Origin of the sequence: Halobacillus sp. KGW1 (assembly GCF_001592845.1) — a bacterium.
Lineage (GTDB): Bacteria > Bacillota > Bacilli > Bacillales > Halobacillaceae > Halobacillus.
The window spans coordinates 943,570-966,865 of the sequence record NZ_LSOC01000003.1 but is presented as its reverse complement, the minus strand read 5'-3'; the positions used below and the strand labels follow the sequence as shown (position 1 = coordinate 966,865).

Here is a 23,296-nt window from a genome sequence, read left to right as displayed (position 1 = left end):
AGAGGCGGTCCCCCGCACATTAATTGGAGGAGTGAATAAATAATGAGAGTATTGATGATTGGATCTGAATGCACCCCTTTTATCAAGACAGGAGGATTGGCGGACGTACTCGGTTCTCTGCCGCAGGCATTGAAGGATCAAGGCGCTGATGTACGTGTGGTCCTTCCTAAATACGAGAATATGGCGGACGAGTGGAAGCAGCAAATGACCCACCTTGAGGCGCTTGATGTCCAACTCGGCTGGCGCAATCAATATGCCGGGATCGAGTACCTGGAGTATGAAGGCATCCCTGTATATTTCATAGATAACGAGTATTACTTCAAACGCTCGAACCTTTATGGGTACGGCGATGAAGCCGAACGGTTCGTCTTCTTCAACCGGGCCGTCATGGAATTGGTGTGCCGGATGGACTGGACTCCTGACATTCTTCACTGTCACGACTGGCAGACGGGGTTGATTCCGGTATTCTTACATACCCATTATAAAGAGGTCGAGAAACTTCAAGGTATGAAAACGGTGTTCACCATCCATAATTTAAAGTATCAGGGGGTCTTCGCCCAATCCGTGCTTCACGATTTAATGGACTTTGATGAATCGATGATGAGAGACGATGCTTTCGAATTTTTTGGAGACATCAACTTCATGAAAGGCGCCTTGAACTACGCCGATTTCATCACGACCGTCAGTGAAACTTACGCAAAAGAGATTCAAACACCGTATTATGGGGAAAACCTAGACGGAGTACTCCGAAAGCGCACCGATGAATTAATTGGCATTGTCAACGGAATTGATGACCGAAACTATGATCCTATGAAAGACGAGTCGCTCGCCTTCCCGTATCGCAGCTCCCTGATTAAGAAAGGGCAGAACAAGATGTGGCTGCAGGCAGAACTCGGTTTGCCGGTCCGGAAAGATGTCCCGATGATTGGCATCGTTTCCAGGCTGGTCGAACAGAAAGGGTTCGATTTAATCGGGCGGGTCATTGATGAACTACTGTATCATGAGGATGTCCAAATCGTTCTGCTCGGTACAGGAGAATATCAATATGAACAGATGCTTCAATGGGCACATGACAGGCACCCAGAGAAAATGTCGACGAACATCCGTTTCTCCGAAGCCTTATCCAGGCAGATTTACGCGGCAAGCGACCTGTTTCTTATGCCGTCCCGCTTCGAGCCGTGCGGAATCGGGCAATTGCTCGCACTTCGCTATGTAACGGCACCAATCGTACGGGAAACAGGTGGACTTGTAGACACCGTCCAGCCATATAATGAGGAGACGGGAGAGGGAAACGGTTTCACGTTTACGAATTACAACGCCCATGACATGCTGTACACCATCCGCAGGGCCCTTGCAATGTATCAAGATGCTGATGCTTGGCAAACGCTTGTGAAGAACATTTGCAAGAGTAAGTTCACTTGGAAAAACTCTGCCCAACAGTACATGGATCTCTATCAATCTATGTTCCGTTAGCAGGGGGGACAGGAGGAAACCGTTATGGTGATGTTCAGTGATAAAGAGGAATTCAAAAAGGAGTTCCAGAGGCGGTTGGAAGGAAACCTGGGGAAATCGATCGATAACGCTACGACGTATGATACGTACCGTGCGCTCAGTGGTCTGCTCCAGGAGAAGATCAATAAGCATTGGCTAAAGACCAATGAAGAGTATAGACAAAGTAAGACAAAGCAGGTCTATTATTTCTCCATGGAATTTCTGATGGGGCGTCTGCTCGGTAATAACCTGTTGAATGAAAAGGTGCTGTCGGTGGTGGAGGAGGGGCTGGCAGACCTGAACCTTTCCCTTTCGGATATAGAAGAGCAGGAGAGCGATGCCGGTCTCGGTAATGGCGGGCTTGGCCGCTTAGCTGCATGTTTCCTCGATTCCCTTGCTTCGCTGGAGTTAGCTGGACATGGGTATGGAATCCGCTATAAATACGGCATGTTCGACCAGCACATCGTCGATGGCAAACAAGTGGAGCTCCCGGATCACTGGCTCCAGGACGGCTTCGTGTGGGAAACCCGTCGTCCGGAAGAGGCCGTTACGGTTCGCTTCGGCGGCCGCGTCTCGTCCGAGAAGGATAAAGACGGTGTCCTCCGATTCCACTATACAGATGAAGAACAGATTCTGGCTGTTCCGTATGATGTCCCTGTCGTCGGCTATAGCAATGAAACGGTGAATACGCTGCGGCTGTGGTCTGCGGAGCCCACTGTTTCCGATACGCTTCAGAAAGCGGAGCGGGAAGGGGAATTCGGCCACTTCCTGCATCATAAGCGATCCTTGGAGAGGATATCGGAATTCCTCTATCCCGATGACTCCAATGAGGAAGGCAAGAAGCTGCGGCTGAAGCAGGAATACTTCCTTGTTTCTGCAGGCGTCCAATCCATCATCCGCACGTTCGAAGCGTTGGATCTGCCGTGGTCGGAATTCCCTGAGAAAGCAGCCCTGCATATTAACGATACGCACCCCGCACTCGTCATTCCTGAATTGATGCGGATTCTCATGGATGAGAAAGGCGTAGGCTGGGAGGAGGCATGGGAGATTACTCAATCATCCGTGTCGTACACCAACCACACGACATTGAGCGAAGCTTTGGAATCATGGCCTGTAGGGCTCGTAAGGTCTTTGCTGCCAAGAATTTTTATGATCATAGATGAAATCAATGAGCGTTTCTGTCAGGAGCTCTGGCGGACGTTCCCCGGGGATTTCAACCGGATTGCCGACCTTGCCATCGTGGCGGACGGACAGGTGAAAATGGCCCACTTATCCATTGTAGGCAGCCACAGCGTTAATGGTGTCGCCAAACTGCACACGGATATATTGAAAGAAAGAGAAATGAAACGCTTCTACAATACGTTCCCCGACCGATTCAACAACAAGACGAACGGCATCACCCACCGCCGTTGGTTGATGCATGCCAACCAGAAACTTGCCACCGCTGTAACCGATACGATCGGTGATGGGTGGATAGAGAAACCAGGCGAGCTGAAGCGTCTGCTGGATCATAAAGAAGATGCTTCCTTTTTAGATCGGCTTCATGATATCAAACAGGAGAATAAGAAAGATTTCTCCAACTGGGTGAAGGAAACGCAGGGGATCATCGTTGACCCGAATTCCATCTTTGACGTCCACATCAAGCGGCTGCACGGTTACAAACGCCAATTGCTTAACGCACTTCATATTATGCATTTATACAATGAATTAAAGTCCGACCCGACATTGGACATTGTACCGCGCACGTTCTTCTTCGGAGCGAAGGCGGCACCAAGCTATCATTTTGCTAAAAAGGTCATACAATTAATCAATAGAATCGCTGACGTCGTCAATAACGATAAGGCAGTGAATGAATATATTAAGGTCGTTTTCCTTCCGAACTATTCGGTGTCGATTGCAGAGAAGATGATTCCTGCGAGCAACGTAAGTGAACAGATTTCCCTTGCTACGAAGGAAGCCTCCGGAACAGGGAATATGAAGTTCATGATGAACGGAGCTTTGACGGTGGGAACGATGGATGGAGCGAATGTGGAAATCCATGACCTGGTCGGTGATGACAACATCTATATATTCGGATTACGCTCGGACGAAGTATGGGATTATTACCATAACGGTTCCTACTCAGCGAAAGCGATGTATAACCAGGACGAACGGATTCGTAATACCCTTGATGAACTGCTCCATTACAGTCCCTTCTCTAAAGGGGAAAGAGATTTCCAGGAAATCTATGATGCCTTGTTGACGCATAACGATGAATACTTCGTTTTGAAAGACTTTGCCAGTTATCTGCTCGCGCAGAAGAAAGTGAGTCAGGACTATCAGAAAACACGCCTTTGGAACGCGAAGAGTCTGGTGAACATCGCCCAATCCGGAGTTTTCTCCAGTGACAGGACGATTCAGGAATATGCCCGCGATATATGGGGCATCCAACGGGTAACGTCGTTGAAGTGATGTTGGAGGAGGTCGGATCAGTGAAACAAAAAGAGATGTATCATAATAGTTTTGAAGCTTCTTATCGAGAGCCTTTCGGTGCAGCGCCGAGAGGTTCTGCTGTTACTCTGGCGATCGATGTCCACGCAAGATACCAGGCATCCCAGGTCATCCTGCACTATATCCTCGATCGCACCGACGACGAGCACACGAAGAAAATGGATGTTCGGAGCGAAGGTCATCAACAGGCTTCCTACGAAGTGACAATAGAAATGCCGGAAGAACCACAGCTGATCTGGTATTTCTTCGAGGTGGTTCTCGCAGACCAGACGTTGTACTACGGGCGGGAGCGCAGTAATGAGAGTGGAGAAGGAAAGATATACGAGCATATCCCACCGTCTTGGCAAATAACGGTGTACGATCCTGCATACAGGACGCCTAAGTGGTGGAAAAATGCGACGATGTATCAAATCTTCCCGGATCGCTTCTATTGCGAAGGGGAGCTGTCGCTTGAGAAGGCACCGGAAACAAGTCTTGTCCATGCTCACTGGGAAAATGATCCGGTTTATATACGCAATGAACGGGGCGAAGTGATCCGCTGGGATTTTTTCGGGGGAAATCTTGATGGGATTCGTTCCAAGCTTTCGTACATCCAATCCCTCGGTGTGACAGTCATCTATTTGAATCCTGTGTTTGAAGCGGAGAGTAACCACAGGTATGATACAGGCGATTATCATAAGATCGATCCACTGCTTGGAGACAAGGAAGCTTTTGAGACGCTTATTGAAGAGGCTTCGTCTTATGGAATCGAGGTTATGCTTGATGGTGTATTCAGTCATACAGGCAGCAACAGCATTTACTTTAATAGAGAAGGAAAATATGATTCACTGGGAGCGTACCAGTCTAAGGATTCCCCCTATTACAGCTGGTACACGTTCCACCAGTATCCGGATGATTATGATGCCTGGTGGGGAGTCGGCACACTTCCGACGTTGAATAAAGAAAACAAAGACTATCAGAACTTTCTCGTTCACGACGAAGACAGTGTCATCAAAACGTGGCAGCGATCAAATATGAACCATTGGCGCCTGGATGTTGCGGATGAATTAACAGATGATCTGATTCGTCAAATCTACCGCCAGCTCAAGAAAGAGAATGAGTCGAGCGTGCTGCTCGGCGAGGTGTGGGAAGATGCCTCTAACAAAACAGCCTATGGGAAACGGAGAGATTACTTCCTCGGCGGCGTTTTGGACTCCGTCATGAACTACCCCGTCCGTCGCATCATGCTTGATTTCATGAAGGGCGAAATGGACGGCTATAGCGTCTACCGGCGTCTGTTGACGTTATGTGAACACTATCCGAAAGAATATTTCTATGCCGTGATGAACATGCTGTCCAGCCATGATGTCGAGCGTATTAAAACAATGTTGACAGGCTTTCTTCCTGCCTCTTTTCGAGAAGAGGATGCAGAGGGAATGGTGAGGAAACAGATCAAAGCTCTCAGCTTATGGATGTACACCTTCCCGGGCATCCCTTCTCTCTATTACGGAGATGAAGCGGGTCTCACCGGAGGGGCCGATCCGGATAACCGGAAGCCGTATCCATGGGGAAGAGAAGATGAGGACCTGCTTGACTGGTACCGGAACATCGGAAAGTGGAGGCAGGATCACGATGCTCTCCGAACAGGGCACTGGCAGCCGTTCGCCTTGGATAAGGATGTCTTCTGCTTCGAACGCTGGGTAGACAACGGAGTCGATCATTTCGGTGATCAGGCATCGGACGGACGTTTTCTTTACTTGTTCAACCGCAACCATTACGAACAGCGGGAAGTCGATATCCCGATCGAGAAAGGGAAGTGGCAGCACCTGGAAAACAAGAAGCGGATATTCAGCTCAAAGAATAACCGGCTGACGCTTGAATTGGAACCGGGAGAAAGTATGCTGCTGCGAATGATGAAGTAGAAAGGAGCAAGGACCATGGGATTTTTGAATGAACTGCTTGGCAATGCCAGTGAAGTGGACGTAGAGAAGCTGGAAAAGCAGCTGGATGGTATTTTAACAGAGAAGGAAGCGATTCAGAGCGGTTATAAAGTGCTCCGGGACTCCTTCCTTTTCACCGACAAGCGCCTTCTTCTCATAGATAAGCAGGGGATGACAGGTAAGAAGGTCGAATATCATTCCATCCCTTATAAGAGCATCACCCATTTCAGTGTGGAAACAGCAGGAAGCTTCGATATGGATTCCGAATTGAAAATCTGGTTATCCGGATCACACGAACCGATCGTCAAGCTGTTTAAGAAAGACAGCCCGATTGAAGCGGTTCAGAAAACGCTTGCTACTTATGTTCTTTAACAAAATGTTCCACGTGAAACGATAAGCGCCCCCTTTTACGAAGGTGTCCGCTCTTAAAAACAGACAGAAGAAAAGCCGGCCTTGTGCCGGCTTTTCTTATACATAGGAATGGAACTTGAAAGATAGATAGAAACCGTTCATTATTAAATATGAAAGCGTTATCTTAGGGGTGTGAAAGATGAAGCTGGAATTAGCTCAAAAACAGACGACGGGTTTATTCATGACGACAGAGATGAAACAGGCTATCAACCTGCTTCAATATACGACGGCTGAGGTATGGGATTACATATGGGAAGTGGTCGAGAGCAACCCGATGATTGCTTTTGATCCACCGGGTTCCATGTCTTCCATCATGTCTTCGCGAAACGACGATGCTTATATTGATAGAATAGATCAACTCGCAGCAGATGCCGCGAATTGGCGGGAAGATTTGATCGAACAAATTAGGTGGCTGGAGAGGGAGGAGAAGAAAAAGAAGATTCTTCGCTTTCTTGCTGAAAGTCTTGATGACAAAGGCTTCCTGACTATATCTGAAGAGGAGGCTGCGATGATTCTGGCGGTGGATGTAGAAGCGGTTTCTTCCGCCAGGCGGCATCTTATGCATATGGAGCCATTCGGAGCCGGCTGCTTCCACTTCCAGGAGTTTCTACTTCTGCAGATAGAAGAAACGTATCCAGAAGATCACCTCCTCTATCAATTGACAGCAGATCACCTGGAGGATCTTGCAGGGAGGAACTGGGAGATGCTGCAGACAGTTGGCGTTTCGGAAGTGGAGGCGGAAAGAGCTCTTGCCATTCTCCGTGAGCTTCATCCTCGACCGCTTATTCAGACGAAGGTACAACCTCGTGAGACAGCTCTGCCTGATTTATATGTGGAGAAAAAGGACCACGGACTTCTTTTGCGCGATCCTTACTCTTTCCAAAAACACATTCATTGGGATGGTATACTGAGTAGGATGCATGAAGAGGAGGAAGAGGCAAAGCTGTTTCTTGAAGACTGCTTCCAGCAGGCCCGCTGGTTGATGCGCGGCATTGAACAGCGGCAGCATACATTGATGCGTGTGGCTGGGATAGTGATGAAACATCAGAAAAGGTACTTCAGTGGAGAACCTTTGCAGCCTTTGACGCTGAGGCAGGTTGCCGATCGTATGGGGGTCCATGAATCCACCGTCAGCCGGGCGGTTGCAGGAAAAGTGATACAGACCCCCCTCGGTATGAAACAGCTTAAGTCTTTTTTCGTGAAGGGGTACGAATCGCAGGTTGGAGAAGCATACTCCTCTTTGCAGATCAAAGACATTCTCTGTGATTGGATTAAGGAGGAGAACAGCTCCCGTCCTTTGTCTGATCAACGGCTCGCAGATAAATTGAGAGATACCTTCCACTTAGATATTTCGCGTCGTACGGTTGCTAAATACCGGGACGGGATGGGGATTCCATCCTCTTCCCGGCGAAAGACGTAAGCCTCTCCTCTCTCCTGCATCCTCAGAAGGTTAGTTCTTACAAAAAAAGGGGATAGACAATTACATGTCTGTGGAGGAGGGAGCAGATCGATGAAGAAAGCGAAAAGCTATTTACAAGATCTCATAAAAGAGTTTCAAAAGGATAACATACCGATGCTTGGAGCGGCGCAGGCCTATTACTATTTGCTTGCGATTGTGCCGCTGCTTATTTTACTGCTGTCCATACTGCCTTATATGAATATTGATTCGGAAAGGGTCGTCGATGCGGTGGGCAGCTTCTCGACACCGGAAGCAGCAAACATTTTCCGGGATAACATCATAAACGTAGTGGAGCAGCCCAACGGTGGGCTTCTTACTGTCGGTATTCTCGGTACACTCTGGTCTGCTTCGAGTGGAATCAATGCCTTCATTCAAGCTGCCAACCAGGCGTATAACGTGGAGGAAACAAGGTCCTTTATTAAAGTCCGGCTCCTGTCGGTGGTATTGACTGTCGGCATGATTATTGCCATAGCTGTCGCACTCGTACTGCCGGTTTTCGGTCAGGTCATTCTTGATGCCATCAATCTTCCTGGGGAAACAGCGTTTCTGTTCCAGGTGTTCCGGTGGGTGATCAGTGTCGCTGTCATCGGAGGCGTGCTTATGGCACTGTACCACTTTGCGCCGAATAAGAATATTCCGTTTCATCATATCCTGCCTGGAGCTGTCATTACCGCTGTCCTCTGGCAGCTGATTTCTTTAGGCTTTTCTTTCTACGTGTCCAACTTCGGTAACTATTCCGCAACCTATGGAAGCCTTGGGGGAATCATTGTTCTGATGCTTTGGTTCTTCCTGACCGGTATCATCTTGATGGTCGGAGCAGAAATCAACGTCATTTATCACCGACGAAGAGAAGATGGGAAACAGGAAGCGGCTTAATAGAAAACGAAGGAAAGCCCCTGTCCTTAAGAGGATGGGGGCTTTCCTTCGTTTTACCACGTCGATACTTGCTGCGACAGCGATTGCGGCCATAAGAATACTAAAGGAATAACGATGATCGTTGAAATTCAGACCGGCAATGAAAACAGCCGGCAAAATAGTTAGTATCCGCCACCTGCGCATAAGGGCATCCCTCCGGTTACTGGAGAAATGTAGTACGGGAATTGTCTCTTTTTCAAGGGTTTTCTCCCTTTGATACAAGAGATTCTGATAGTAACTCCGTTATAGATCGGCGGATGTTTCCGTCTCGTCCGGTAACGGTTTCTGCACAAAACAGGGATTGCAGGACCGCCTCCTCCGTCGCCTCTGCCACGCCGCGAAAAGCGATATCGATTTCCTCTTCATGAATGGTCGGAATCATGTGAACGGAAGACGGTTTTGCGGGGATGTTGTAAGCAGTTGAGAAACCGATGGCGATATCACCGCTTCCGTTGCTGATCATCGCTCCTGTTCTAGAAAGGCCGATCACGGAACGTTTGATAATTCTCTGCAGCTGTCTGTCGGTAACCGGTAAATCCGTCGCCACCACAATCATGACAGACCCTTTATCCTTCTCCTCCTTCGCTTCTTTCTCCGCGTGCCATTCTTCCCCTGCTGCTCTTCCGTCTATACGAAGATCACGCAGCGTGCCGAAGTTGGTGAGCGTCAACACACCGATGGTATAGTCTTTCGAACCTATCGGCAGTATTCTGGAAGCAGATCCTATCCCGCCTTTGAGCGAATAGCAGACCATCCCTCTCCCCGCGCCCACGGCTCCTTCCCCGAAGTGCTTATCTGCTTTTTCAATGGCTGAATGAATGTGCTCCCGTCGGATCGTCCGCCTGCGGATATCGTTCAGTATCATATCGTTGCATTCCCCGACTACCGCATTGACGGTTCCGGTTTCCCTGCCGATTTCCTCGTTACGTTCCAATGTATAATCAATGACGGCATCGACCGCTGTCCCGACACCGAAAGTGTTGGTGAGAATCACAGGCGTCTCAAGCGTCCCCAGTTCTTCTATCTGAATCGATCCAGCCGTCTTTCCGAAGCCGTTGATGACGTGTGATGCCGCCGGTACCTTCTCTTGAAACAAATTCCCTTCGTGGGGGATGATCGCTGTCACTCCCGTCTGCACATCCCCTTCAGCGAGCGTGTGATGCCCGACCTTTACGCCGGGAACGTCTGTGATTGCGTTCCTTTTCCCGGTGGATAGTTTTCCAACTGAAATGCCATACTTCCGAACTTCATGACCCATTATTACACCTCCATCCTTCCTATTCGCAACTTACAGCCGGATTCCTCCTTGTATATTGATTCGTTTTTATGACTTTTTATACAAAATCTTTCTGTATCCGAAACAAAAAGACACGGTTTCTTGAAAAAATTATAAAAAAATACAAAATTGGTTGGTTGCGCTTACATCGTTCGTGTTATTGGATTTTCCTTTTGGTAATCCCTCTTTATTTGTCGGAAAATTGCGTGCTTATGTGCTTTAGGTACGTGAAGGGGCCGGATTTTCATGCTATACTAGTAAGAAACTGAAAAGACAGAATTTTTTAATTTTATGCCTGTAACCTACAAGAATAAGTCCGCTAGGGGGAATGAATATGCAAAAAAACGGATATCCTGTTCCGCAGGGTTTATATCACCCGGAGAACGAACACGAAGCTTGTGGAATCGGAGTAATTGCTAATATTGATGGAACGAAAAGCCATAGTATCGTCGAGAATGCCATTACGATTCTTTGTAACCTGGAACACCGTGGTGGGCAGTCTGCTGATGTCAGTACCGGAGATGGGGCCGGAATCCTGACACAAATCCCTCATAAATTCTTTGAGAAGCAGTGTGAGAAAGAAGATATTTACCTGCCTGAGTCAGGGAAGTACGGCATCGGGATGATTTTCCTGCCGGATGACCATGACTTGAGAATGGAATGTAAGCAGCGCTTCCAGAAGATTGTGGAAGAAGAAGGACAGGAATTCCTCGGCTGGAGAACGGTGCCGATTAACGATTCCTTCGTGGGTAACGATGCGAAGAAGACAAAGCCTTTCATCCGTCAGGCATTTGTGGCCCCTTCGGCTGGTGTGGAGACACAGATGGATTTTGAACGCCGTTTATATATTATACGAAAACGTGCAGAAGCAGAGATTGCAAGTGTGGAAGGCTACGATGATTTCTATATCTGCAGTTTATCTTCCAACACGATCGTTTATAAAGGAATGCTGATTCCTGAGCAGTTGGACTCCTTCTACATCGATTTGAATCACCCGGATTTCATTACTGCCCTCGCTTTAGTGCATTCCCGCTTTAGTACGAACACTTTCCCGAGTTGGAAACGTTCACACCCGAACCGCTACACCATCCATAATGGAGAATTCAATACAATCCGGGGAAATGTCAACTGGATGAGAGCAAGACAGGAATTACTGAAGTCCGAATATTTCAGTGAAGAAGACTTGAAGAAACTTCTGCCGATCATCGATGCAGAAGGAAGCGACTCGTCGATGTTCGATAATGCATTTGAATTTCTGCACTTGTCCGGACGCTCCCTTGCCCATACGGCAATGATGATGGTGCCGGAGCCTTGGTCCAATGACGATACGATTCAGGAAGATAAGAAGAATTTCTATGAATACCACAGCACATTGATGGAGCCGTGGGACGGACCGGCTGCGCTTGCCTATACAAACGGGAAGCAGATCGGGGCCTGTCTTGACCGTAACGGACTTCGACCAGCGAGGTATTACGTAACCAAGGGCGGAATGATCGTCCTCGGTTCCGAAGTAGGAGCCCTTGATATCTTTGCGGATGACATTTTGTACAAGGACCGCCTCGCACCTGGAAAGATGCTGCTTGTCGATTTGGAAGAAGGGAAGATCATCCCGGATGAAGAGATTAAACTGCAGATTGCTCAGGAGCATCCATATAAAGAATGGATCGAAGAGAATAAATGGAATTTAGAAGACCTTTCGGAGCCGGTCACAGAGCACCCGCCGGTAGAGAATTTGATTGGTCAACAGCTTGCATTTGGATATACGACTGAAGAGCTGAATAAGATTCTGATGCCGATGGTCACAGACAAGAAAGACCCCGTCGGATCAATGGGGTACGACTCCCCGCTTGCCGTGCTTTCGAAAAAGCCGCAAGTACTCTACAGCTATTTCAAACAGTTGTTTGCACAAGTAACCAACCCGCCTATCGATGCGATTCGGGAGAAGCTGATCACGATGGTGGAAACAACGATCGGAGCAGAAGGCAACCTTGTCGATCCTCAGCCGGAAAGCTGCCGCCATATTCGTCTTGCCTCTCCTATTTTGACAAACAGAGAGCTCGAACAGCTTCGTCAACAGGACTTGGAGGGCTTCCGGACTAAGACGTTGTCTGTCTTGTTTGAAGCGAAAGAAGAGGCGATGAAACCGGCTCTTGACCGTTTGTTTGAAGAAGCTGATCAGGCCATTGAAGAAGGAAATGTCCTCCTCATCCTGTCCGATCGTGGTGTGGATGCAAAGTACGCAGCCATTCCGACACTGCTTGCGGTTTCCGGTCTGCATCATCACCTGATCCGTCAAGGGACAAGGACGAAGGTGTCGATCCTCGCAGAGACCGGGGAAGCAAGAGAAGTCCATCACTTCGCGACGCTTCTCGGTTATGGCGCGGAAGGCATCAACCCTTATATCGCTTATGAGTCGCTGCGTGATTTGCAGGAGCGCAATCTTCTTGAGGTCGAATCCCATGAAGCAGCTGTCGATACGTATGTGAAAGCAGCGACCGACGGCATTATTAAAGTACTTTCCAAAATGGGTATTTCCACGATCCAGAGTTATCGCGGTGCGCAAATTTTTGAAGCTGTTGGAATTAAGAAGGAAGTCGTCGATCAATACTTCACACGTACTGCTTCCCGTTTAGGCGGAATCGGCCTTGATATCATCGAGAAAGAAGTATTGATGCGTCATGAAGTTGCTTTCGATGAAAGCCGTGGATCGAATCGTAAGCTTGAAGCCGGTGATGAATTCCAATACCGGGAGAACGGGGAGGATCATCAGTACAATCCTCAGACGATCGCGACCCTTCAGCATGCATGCCGCTCGAATGATTATGACTTGTTCAAATCGTATTCGAAAATGCTGACAGACGAGAACAATAACCTCCAGTCTCTGCGTGGTTTGTTGTCCTTTAAGAAGCGTTACTCCATTCCGGTGGAGGAAGTAGAGTCGGTGGAAGATATTTGCAAACGATTCAAGACTGGAGCCATGTCCTTCGGTTCCATCAGTGCTGAGGCGCATGAAGCGCTTGCGGTTGCTATGAACCGGATCGGAGGCAGAAGCAACTCCGGAGAGGGCGGCGAAGATCCGAAGCGTTTTAATCCGGAAGAAAACGGAGATTCCAAACGAAGCGCCATTAAACAGGTCGCCTCCGGACGTTTTGGTGTGAACAGTCACTACCTTGTGAATGCCGATGAAATTCAGATTAAGGTCGCTCAAGGGGCCAAGCCTGGAGAAGGTGGTCACCTTCCAGGCAAGAAAGTATATCCGTGGGTGGCAGAAGTTCGTGGTTCTACACCAGGTGTCGAGCTGATCTCTCCACCACCACACCACGATATCTATTCCATTGAAGACCTGGCTGAGCTTATTTATAACTTGAAGAATGCCAATCCGAAAGCAAGAGTCAGCGTGAAGCTTGTGTCTGCCGTAGGAGTCGGAACAATTGCTGCCGGTGTTGCCAAAGGACGTGCCGATCTCGTATTGATCAGTGGGTATGATGGCGGTACAGGAGCTGCTCCGCGGACAAGTATTAAACATACAGGGCTGCCGTGGGAAATCGGCTTGGCCGAAACCCATCAGACGCTTGTTCTTGATCGTCTGCGTGACCGTATCGTTGTTGAAACAGACGGAAAAATGATGACGGGGCGGGATGTCGTCGTCGCTGCATTACTGGGCGCAGAAGAATACGGATTCTCCACAGCACCGCTTGTCGTGCTTGGCTGTGTCATGATGCGGGTCTGTCATTTGAACACATGCCCGGTTGGCGTGGCAACCCAGGATCCGGAGCTGCGCAGGAAGTTCACCGGGGAAGCGGACCACCTTGAAAACTTCATGCGCTTTATTGCTCAAGAGGCAAGGGAGCTGATGGCAGAGCTTGGCTTCCGTTCCATCAATGAAATGATCGGGCGCACAGACGTGCTGGAAGCAAACGAAGCGATCGATCATTGGAAGGCCAAAGGCATCGACCTTTCCGCACTGCTTTACCAGCCGGACGTGCCGGATAACTACGGCCGCTTCGCAACACAGAAGCAGGATCACGGGCTGGAGAAGACGCTTGATGTTCAAGAGCTTATCCCTCTTTGCAGGAAAGCGATAGAAACAGGAGAGCCGGTGGAAGGTACCGGGTCCATCCGTAATATACACCGGGTAACCGGGACGATTCTTGGTAGTGAAATCACCCGCCGATATGGTGCAGAAGGACTTCCTGAAGATACGATCAAGCTGACGTTCAAAGGGTCGGCGGGTCAGAGTTTCGGCGCGTTCATTCCGAAGGGTGTAACACTCCGTCTTGTCGGAGATTCCAATGACTACGTAGGAAAAGGCTTATCAGGCGGTAAAATCATCGTCCATCCTTCTCCGAAATCGACGTTTGTTCCGGAGGAAAACACGATCATCGGGAACGTCTCCTTCTATGGAGCCTCAGCCGGGGAAGCTTACATCAACGGTCTTGCCGGTGAACGATTCTGTGTCAGGAACAGTGGAGCCGAAGTCGTCGTCGAAGGTGTCGGTGATCACGGCTGTGAATACATGACCGGAGGAAAAGTCGTTGTTCTTGGAGGGACAGGTCGTAACTTCGCTGCCGGTATGTCCGGCGGGGTCGCTTATGTCCTCGATGAATCACAACAACCTTTTGAAACGAAATGCAACAAAGAATTGGTCCACCTGCATACGCTGGATGATGCGGAAGAAATCCAGGGGCTCTACCAATTGATCGAGAAGCACGTAAGTTATACGAACAGCGGCCTTGGTCAACGGATTCTGGCAGACTGGGATTCTTATGTCGCCAAGTTCGTCAAAGTCATCCCGAGGGATTATTTGACGATGCAGGAGCGGATCAAACGACTGAAAGCAGAAGGACTCGAGAAATTTGATGCGGAAATGACCGCCTTTGAAGAACGGAATAAGCCAGTGGAGACTGTGAAATAACGGAGAAGGGGGAAATCTGATGGGAAAGTCTACCGGATTCATGGAATATCAACGTCAATCGATACCTGAACGCGATCCTGCAACCAGAACGAAAGATTGGGAAGATTACACGCTTCCCCTTTCGGATGAAGAGGCACAGAAGCAGGGGGCACGCTGCATGGACTGCGGTGTTCCCACCTGTCATTCAGGAATGGAAATTAACGGAGTCACCTCCGGATGCCCGGTGTATCACCTCATTCCGGAGTGGAACGACCTTGTGTATCAAGGGCAGTGGAAAGAAGCGCTGGAAAAAGAACATGAAATGAACAACTTCCCGGAATTCACCGGATTCGCTTGTCCAGCACCTTGTGAAGGCGCATGTGTGCTCGGAATTAACGAGCCTCCTGTGGCCATCCGAAGTGTCGAGCGTTCTATCATCGAGAAAGGATTCCAGGAAGGATGGGTCCAGCCTAATCCACCGGCGACACGGACTGGTAAGCATGTCGCCGTGGTCGGATCCGGCCCAGCCGGACTGGCTGCTGCTGCCCAGCTGAACAAGGCGGGGCACTGGGTGACTGTTTATGAGCGTAACGACCGCATCGGGGGTCTGCTGACTTACGGTATTCCGGAAATGAAGCTTCCTTATTCTGTCGTGGAGCGTCGGGTGAACATTCTGAAGGAAGAAGGAATCCGTTTCCTTACGAACACAGAAGTAGGCAGAAACTATCCTGTTTCCCGGTTGAATGAGGAATATGACAGCGTCATTCTTTGTGGTGGGGCGACGACGCCTAGAAATCTGGAGGTAGAGGGACGCCAGCTTAAGGGTATCCACTATGCCATGGATTTCCTTCATTCCAATACGAAGAGCCTTTTGGACACGGATCATGCCGATGGAAATTATATCAGTGCCGAAGGGAAGAAGGTCATCGTTATCGGTGGCGGGGATACGGGTACAGACTGTATTTCCACATCCCTGCGCCATGATTGCGAAAGTCTCGTCCAATTCGACATTTATGATAAGAAAGGTTCCGCGCGTGATAATGAAGCGAACCCGTGGCCGCAGTATCCGCTCATCCACCGTATCGAATACGGCCAGAAGGAAGCAGAAGCGAAGTTCGGAAAGGATCCGAGAGCTTATGCGGTCATGACGAAGAAATTTGTCGGTGACGAGAATAACCGGGTAAAAGAAGTGCATACGATCGACGTTGCCCTTTCCTATGACGAAAAAGGCAACAAAGTACGTACAGAAATCCCTGGAACAGAGAAAGTTTGGGAAGCGGACCTTGTTCTGCTTGCTATCGGTTTCAGCGGGCCGGAGCAGGACTTGATCGAAAAGCTTGGAATTGAAACGACAGTCCGTTCCAACGTTGCTGCTCAGTATGGAAAGTACACAACGAATGTCGAAGGTGTCTTTGCTGCCGGTGACATGCGCCGCGGACAAAGTTTGATTGTCTGGGCGATTAATGAAGGACGTGAAGCGGCAAGGGAATGTGACCGTCACCTGATGGGTGCTACCCAGCTTCCATAATAAATTCCACAGCGAAACACCTGGACGAACTCCTATTCTAATTAGAGTGGGAAGCCGTCCAGGTGTTTTTGTTTTCCCTTTTTTACCTCCCGCCTTAAATCTATATTTATATAACGTTTATCGTGCGGGGGGCGTGGGTACATATTTGTAATGTTTCTTAGTTACTTAACATTCTAAATATAGTACAAGGAGGATCTCCATGAGCGACAAAAGATCGAAGAAGGATGAACAGTTGGAGCAGTTCCGGGTTGATGATTCAGGGAAGCATCTGACGACGAACCAGGGGTTGAAGGTGTCTGAGGATGAATTTTCTTTAAAAGCAGGTGAGCGTGGTCCTACGTTAATGGAAGATTTTCATTTTCGTGAAAAAATGACGCATTTTGACCACGAGCGTATCCCTGAGCGTATCGTACATGCGCGCGGTTTTTCCGCCCACGGGGAATTTGAACTTTATAAATCATTGAAGGACTATACGAGGGCCGATTTCCTCAATGATCCGGCTAAGAAGACACCTGTCTTCGTGCGCTTCTCCACGGTGGCGGGCTCCAAAGGTTCTGCCGATCTTGCTCGTGACGCCCGTGGTTTTGCTACGAAATTTTACACAGAAGAAGGTAACTACGACCTTGTTGGAAATAACATACCGGTATTCTTCATACAGGATGCCATCAAGTTTCCGGATTTGATCCACGCGGTGAAACCGGAACCCCATAACGGCATGCCGCAGGCGGCTTCCGCCCACGATACTTTCTGGGACTTCATTGCGAACAACCAGGAATCCGCCCATATGGCTATGTGGACGATGTCCGACCGCGCTATTCCGCGCAGCTTCCGGATGATGGAAGGGTTTGGAGTACATACCTTCCGCCTTGTAAACGAAGAAGGAAAATCGCACTTCGTCAAGTTCCACTGGAAGCCTGTGCTTGGGACGCACTCTCTTGTGTGGGATGAAGCACAGAAGGTGATGGGGAAAGACCCGGATTTCCATAGAGGAGATTTATACAATGCCATTGAAAACGGCGATTTTCCGGAATACGAACTGGGCTTACAGATCATTCCGGAAGAGGATGAGTTCCGGTTTGATTTCGACATTCTCGATCCGACGAAGCTTTGGCCGGAAGAAGACGTGCCCGTACAGATTGTCGGTAAGATGACCCTGAACCGTAATGTAGACAATGTCTTTGCGGAAAATGAGCAGGTGGCATTCCACCCTGGGCATGTCGTACCGGGAATCGACTTTACGAACGACCCGTTGCTGCAAGGGCGTTTGTTCTCTTATACGGATACCCAGCTGATCCGCCTTGGAGGACCGAACTTCCATGAGCTTCCGATCAACCGTCCCGTCTGCCCGTTCTTTAATAACCAGCGTGACGGTTACGGCCGTCAGACCATCAATACCGGTCAGGTCAGTTATCATAAGAACTCTTTGGCCAAGAACACGCCAACACCGGCGTCAGAGGAAGAGGGCGGATACAAGCATTATCAGGAGAAAGTAGAAGGCCGTAAAGTTCGGGCGCGGAGTGAAAGCTTTAAAGATCACTTCTCACAAGCGACGTTGTTCTGGAACAGCATGAGCGATCATGAGAAGAAACACTTGATCCAAGCATTCAGCTTTGAACTGGGTAAAGTCGGCAGCGAATCTGTGCGTAAACAGGTCGTCGACATGTTTGCTAACGTCAGTATGGATCTAGCTGAAGGCATTGCCGATACCATTGGTGTGGCAGTCCCGACAGAGGGAGGTTCGGAAGTGACGAAGTCCTCTCCTGCCTTAAGTCAGGCTAATTCTGCCTCCAAGGCGGCAACCAGGAAGGTCGGCGTCCTATTGGCGGCCGGTTTTGATGGAAGCGGTGTGCAGACCGTGCTTGACCACCTTTCTTCCAACGGGGTTGCTGCCGAAATCATCAGCAGTAAACAAGGGAAGCTGAAATCCAGTGAGGGCAACGAAGTTACCGTTGATCATACGTTCCGGACGACAGACCCGGTACTCTATGATGCGGTTTACGTTGTCGGAGGAAAAGACATGGATGAGTCGTTCCGCAAACGTGCGGCTTATTACCTGGAGGAATCCTTCAACCATTACAAGCCGATCGGTGCAACCGGAGCCGGAGCGGATATAGTAGAACAGGGAGGATGGAGCGGTAACAGTGGTGTCGTTACCGCAACGGATTATAAACAGTTCTCCGAAGATTTCACGAAAGCCATTGCTGCGCATCGGCACTGGGATCGAGTTATAGTGTAAGAAGTATGGGGAGAGGGCAGGATTTCCTGTCTTCTTTTCTATCCCTGGGGAGTATAAAGACCGATTTATCGTATAGATTGTTTGCGGACACAGAATATAAGGGTAATGGTATGGCAAATACACCTATTCAGTGAGGTGATCTTATGATCCGGACTATTCTGATGATTATCGGCTTGATTGTCGTAGTCAGCTTTATCATTTCTTTAATTTAATTCATACACGAGGAGACTGTCCGAATACGGGCAGTCTCCTCGTGTATAATGATAGACAAAAGAAGGCGGAGGAGGATGACAATGAAAGAGAGCATAGCTTTACATAAGGAAGAATTTCTGGAGGAGTTGAAGGATTTTTTACGCATACCCAGCATCTCTTCCTCAGAACAGCGCAGGGACGATGTAGCTGAGGCAGCCGCTTGGACGGCCGCGGCACTCAAGAAGGCGGGAATGGAACATGTGGAAGTGGTGGAGACGGAGGGTCACCCGATCGTCTATGCGGACTGGCTGCACGCCGAAGGGAAACCGACGGTTCTCGTTTACGGGCACTATGATGTTCAGCCGGAGGATCCAGTCCACTTATGGGATACTCCACCATTTGATCCTGTCATCCGTGATGGAAAGGTGTTTGCTCGTGGAGCGACCGATGATAAGGGGCAGTTGTTTATTCATATTAAAGCGGTGGACTTGTTGATGCGGGAAAGAGGAGAGCTCCCTGTCAATGTGAAGTTCGTCATCGAAGGGGAGGAGGAAGTGGCGAGTCCGAATCTTCCTGCTTATATAGAGGAGAAAAAGCAGGCCCTCTCCTGCGATGCCGTATTGATCAGCGATACATCCTTTATTGAAGAGGGACAGCCTGCCATCTGCACTTCTCTGCGAGGAGCACTTGCGCTTGAACTTTCAGTGAAAACAGCTGATTCTGATCTTCATTCCGGAACCTACGGAGGAGCGGTTCCGAACTCGATCCATGCGTTGGTCACGGTGCTTGATTCCCTTCACAATACGGACGGGAGCGTCGCGGTCGATGGTTTTTACGAAGGGGTTCCGGAACCGACAGAAGAGCTCCGTGCGGAAATCGCCTCGATTCCTTTTTCAGAAGAAGCGGTGAGGGAGTCTCTCGGTCTCGATGATTTTTACGGGGAAGACGGCTATACGTTCCAGGAACGGGTCGGCATTCGACCGACGCTGGAAATCAACGGAATCACAGGCGGCTTCCAAGGCGAAGGATTGAAGACAATTATCCCGAAAGAGGCTGCTGCGAAAATCAGCTGTCGTCTCGTCGGCAGCCAGAGTCCGGACGCGGTGTATGACGCTGTCGTCCGGCACGTGGAAACCGTTAAACCAAAAGGAGCAAAAGTGACGCTGCAGCAGTACATTAAGGCGGATCCTGTATCCATCGATTCGGATAATCCGATGATTCAATCGGCGGCCGATGCGTTCGAGGCTGTGTACGGGACTCGCCCGCTGTTTCCTAAAGAAGGGGGCTCGATACCGATTGTTGAAGTATTCGGACGTGTTCTGGATGCTCCTGTGGTGCTGATGGGATTCGGTCTGCCGTCGGAGAATCTCCATGCGCCCAACGAGCATTTCCATATCGAAAATTTCACCAAAGGCATCGAAACCGTCTGCCATTATTTGAACAATTTATGAAGATATATCAAGACAGTCCATCAGGGCTGTCTTTTTTGCATCATGGCGACCCCCTTAACGTTTTTTTACAAGTGCGATTGTGATAAAATAGATATGTTTACGTACTGAAAAAATGAAACGATAACGAATCTATATAAATCAAAGTAAATTTGCGTTACATAAAGGTGAAAAAGGGGATTTTTCATGGCTAACAAAGCAGTTGTATTAGGAGCGAATTATTATATCGGTCTCAGCACGATCCGGTGCCTCGGCGTTCACGGTGTCCACGTTGCTGCCGTCGACTATGCGTGGGAAGGTGCCTATGGACTTGAGTCCAAGTATTGTTCCGAAGCGTTGATCGGTCCACATTATAAAGAGGATCCAGAGGGTCTGGTTGCTTTTTTGATTAATTACGCAAAAAAACAACAGGAAGCGCCGGTGCTGATACCGACAGCAGATCCTTATGTCGAATTCGTCGATGCTTATCTTCCGGAATTAAGGGAACATTTCCTTATTCCCCAAAAAGAGCAGGGATTATATACTAAAATAATGGATAAAGGAACGTTGCATAAACTCGCCTCCGAACACGGAGTGGCGGTACCTGAGACGGTCCATGTCGACGGAGCGGAATACGTAGATAAGGTGGAATCGGAAATTGGATACCCTTGTCTCGTCAAACCTGTCGATTCCCCTGCGTTTGTGGCTAAGTTCAGAAGAAAGCTGTTCACCGTTCACACGAGAGAAGAATTGGTGGAGAAAGTGGAAGAATCCAAAGCTGCGGACATTGAGGTCATTGTTCAACGGATTATTCCTGGATTTGATGATCATATGTACACCTTTGACGCCTATCTGGACCAGGATTCGAAGGTTACACATTGGGTGACTTGTCAGAAACTGCGTCAGTTCCCTGTTAACTACGGTGCTTCCGTCTATACGCAGCAGAAGTATGTCCCGGAGCTGTACGAGCTGGGAAGCAGGTTCCTGGAAGGAATTCAGTACAAGGGCTTTGCGGAAATAGAATTTAAGAAGGATGCGGAAACAGGACGCTATTACCTGATTGAGATTAACGTTCGGATTACGAACTTGAATCATCTGCTGCAGAAAACGGGCATCAATATTCCTTACATCACTTATAAGGAATTGACAGGTGATCCGCTGCCGCCGAAAGCGGTAGAGGAGGATCAGAACATCGTATTCTGGTATGCCTATGAAGATCTGCTTGCAGTGAGAGAATACATCAAGACGGGTCAGCTCTCACCGAAAAAAGTATTCAAATCGTATTTCCGGCCAAAAGCACACGCGATTTGGGACCCGAAAGATCCGAAACCGGCGTTCGCTTTCGGGAAGAAGCTTGCAGGGCTTGTCGCAGGAAAAGTGACGAAACGAAAATAATGGTTTTTCCGTCAGAATAAAGAGGAACAGCCGTTTATAATAAGAAGGAAGAATCATGACACGTACGGATCATAAGGATAAAACATTGGCAGGAAGGTAGATAAGAATGGCTAAACTAAAAGAATTACTATCATCCATTCACATAGTGGCAGCATGGAATGATCGGGATATGGACGTGCAGGGACTCGCCTACAACTCACGGAATGTAACACCGGGCGATGTATTTGTATGTATCAAGGGATTTAAAACAGATGGGCACGTCTACATTGCTGATGCGCTGGCGAACGGTGCTGCGGCCATCGTTGTAGAAGATTACCAGGAAGGATGGGACGACCTCCCTCAATACCAGGTAACGGACAGCCGCAAAGCACTGGCAGCCTTGAGTGACGCTTTCTATGGTCATCCATCCCGTGCGATGAAAACAATCGGAATAACGGCAACCAACGGAAAGACGTCGACATCGTTTATGACCGATGCCATTTTAGAAGAGCATGGTTGGAAAACAGGATTGATCGGGACGGTGGTTGTCAAATTCGGTGATTATTCGGAACCGACGAAACTGACGACGCCGGAATCGTTGGATCTCCACCATTACTTCGCTCAGATGAGAGACCAGGATGTATCCCATGTAACGATGGAAGTCTCCTCCTCTGCACTTGATTTAAGCAGGGTCGGAAGCGTTGATTTTGACATCGTCTCGCTGAATAACATCAGCCGCGAACATATTGACCTCCACGGTTCTTTTGAAGAGTATTTCAACAGCAAAGCAAGTCTTATCCGCAATGCAGGCGCAGGCAAATGGGCAATCCTTAACCTGGACGATGCTTATTCCGCCTCCCTTATAGAAGAGACGGAAGCAAACGTCCTTACCTTCAGTGTGGAGACAGGAGACGGAGATCTGATTTGTAAAAATCTTGACCTTTCCACAGGCCGTGCGAAGTTCACGGTAGAGATCCGCAAGCCATTTACAGTCGGCGGAAGCAAGTATGGCGGAGAGTCCTTTGACATCGAGCTGTCGACACCGGGGTATCATTCCGTTTATAATTCCATGGTTGCGATCGCAGCAGCATTGTTGAACGAAATTCCGATTGAGACGATCCAGAAAGGCTTGAAAGGGTTTGGAGGCGTCGAGCGCCGCTTCGAAATGGTGTTCGAAGACGATTTCAAGATCTTGGACGACCACTTTGCGAACTACGGAAATATTAATGTGACCCTCAGTACGCTGGAACAAATGGATTATGCCGATTTGAAATTGGTCTACGCCATCCGCGGAAGCCGCGGCGTAACTGTAAACCGTGAGAATGCCCAGGCTATTATGGAATGGGCGCCTAAGCTCGGTCTGACGGAACTGATTGCGACCGTCAGTCATTCCCACGTCACAGAGAAAGACGTTGTGACAGAAGAAGAGGTGCGCGTATTTCAGGAGATGATGGACAAAGCGGGTATCCGTGTCCACTTATACAAAGAGTTGGATGATGCTGTCCAACATGCCTTGTCTGAAGTGAAGGAAAACGATGTTGTTCTGTTGGCCGGTTGTCAAGGAATGGATCCGGGAGCGAAGATCGCCCTGGAACAGTTAAACAAAACGAGACCAGAAATGGACGAGGACATATTGTTCAAGCCGCTGAAAAATCGAGTGGCAGGTATTTCATGAAGAACTGCT

13 protein-coding genes are annotated in these 23,296 nt (G+C 48.9%); 12 read left to right on the top strand and 1 reads right to left on the bottom strand.

What is annotated here, in order from left to right:
• Nucleotides 1–42: 42 nt before the first annotated feature.
• The 6 genes from glgA (at nucleotide 43) to AXG56_RS13745 (ending at nucleotide 8,646) form a co-directional block, all read left to right on the top strand.
• Nucleotides 43–1,473 carry a glycogen synthase GlgA gene (gene glgA / locus AXG56_RS13770; RefSeq protein WP_062515036.1) on the top strand — a complete coding sequence of 477 codons (1,431 nt, stop codon included), beginning with the start codon at nucleotides 43–45 and terminating at the stop codon, nucleotides 1,471–1,473.
• Between the two features lie 30 nt (nucleotides 1,474–1,503).
• On the top strand, nucleotides 1,504–3,942 hold the full coding sequence (locus AXG56_RS13765) for a glycogen/starch/alpha-glucan phosphorylase (RefSeq protein WP_062515270.1): 2,439 nt from the start codon (nucleotides 1,504–1,506) through the stop codon (nucleotides 3,940–3,942).
• A gap of 20 nt (nucleotides 3,943–3,962) precedes the next feature.
• Nucleotides 3,963–5,882, top strand: a complete 1,920-nt coding sequence (locus AXG56_RS13760) for a glycoside hydrolase family 13 protein (RefSeq protein WP_062515035.1) — start codon at nucleotides 3,963–3,965, stop codon at nucleotides 5,880–5,882.
• 15 nt (nucleotides 5,883–5,897) lie between these two features.
• Nucleotides 5,898–6,272: a PH domain-containing protein gene (locus AXG56_RS13755; RefSeq protein ID WP_008633653.1), complete on the top strand. Its 375-nt coding sequence runs from the start codon at nucleotides 5,898–5,900 to the stop codon at nucleotides 6,270–6,272.
• Nucleotides 6,273–6,450: 178 nt separating this feature from the next.
• Nucleotides 6,451–7,731 (top strand): RNA polymerase factor sigma-54, encoded by a 1,281-nt coding sequence (rpoN, locus tag AXG56_RS13750; protein WP_062515032.1) that lies wholly within the window; start codon nucleotides 6,451–6,453, stop codon nucleotides 7,729–7,731.
• A gap of 90 nt (nucleotides 7,732–7,821) precedes the next feature.
• Nucleotides 7,822–8,646, top strand: a complete 825-nt coding sequence (locus AXG56_RS13745) for a YihY/virulence factor BrkB family protein (protein ID WP_008633649.1) — start codon at nucleotides 7,822–7,824, stop codon at nucleotides 8,644–8,646.
• A gap of 235 nt (nucleotides 8,647–8,881) precedes the next feature.
• Here AXG56_RS13745 and AXG56_RS13740 read toward each other — a convergent pair whose 3' ends face one another.
• The gene (locus AXG56_RS13740) at nucleotides 8,882–9,943 is read right to left on the bottom strand and encodes a P1 family peptidase (protein WP_062515031.1); all 1,062 of its coding nucleotides are present in this window, start codon (nucleotides 9,941–9,943) and stop codon (nucleotides 8,882–8,884) included.
• Nucleotides 9,944–10,295: 352 nt separating this feature from the next.
• Here AXG56_RS13740 and gltB point away from each other — a divergent pair, with 352 nt between their 5' ends.
• The 6 genes from gltB to AXG56_RS13710 all read left to right on the top strand — a co-directional run bounded on the left by gltB (nucleotide 10,296) and on the right by AXG56_RS13710 (nucleotide 23,287).
• Nucleotides 10,296–14,876 carry a glutamate synthase large subunit gene (gene gltB, locus AXG56_RS13735; protein ID WP_062515029.1) on the top strand — a complete coding sequence of 1,527 codons (4,581 nt, stop codon included), beginning with the start codon at nucleotides 10,296–10,298 and terminating at the stop codon, nucleotides 14,874–14,876.
• Between the two features lie 19 nt (nucleotides 14,877–14,895).
• A complete protein-coding gene (locus AXG56_RS13730) occupies nucleotides 14,896–16,383 on the top strand; it encodes a glutamate synthase subunit beta (RefSeq protein ID WP_008633644.1) in 1,488 nt (495 codons plus the stop codon).
• 199 nt (nucleotides 16,384–16,582) lie between these two features.
• On the top strand, nucleotides 16,583–18,619 hold the full coding sequence (locus AXG56_RS13725; RefSeq protein ID WP_062515028.1) for a catalase: 2,037 nt from the start codon (nucleotides 16,583–16,585) through the stop codon (nucleotides 18,617–18,619).
• A gap of 293 nt (nucleotides 18,620–18,912) precedes the next feature.
• Nucleotides 18,913–20,262, top strand: a complete 1,350-nt coding sequence (locus AXG56_RS13720) for a dipeptidase (RefSeq protein WP_082794485.1) — start codon at nucleotides 18,913–18,915, stop codon at nucleotides 20,260–20,262.
• A 183-nt stretch (nucleotides 20,263–20,445) separates the two neighbouring features.
• Nucleotides 20,446–21,633 (top strand): carboxylate--amine ligase, encoded by a 1,188-nt coding sequence (locus tag AXG56_RS13715; protein ID WP_062515025.1) that lies wholly within the window; start codon nucleotides 20,446–20,448, stop codon nucleotides 21,631–21,633.
• Nucleotides 21,634–21,739: 106 nt separating this feature from the next.
• Nucleotides 21,740–23,287 (top strand): Mur ligase family protein, encoded by a 1,548-nt coding sequence (locus tag AXG56_RS13710; RefSeq protein WP_008633638.1) that lies wholly within the window; start codon nucleotides 21,740–21,742, stop codon nucleotides 23,285–23,287.
• The last annotated feature ends 9 nt before the right edge of the window (nucleotides 23,288–23,296 follow it).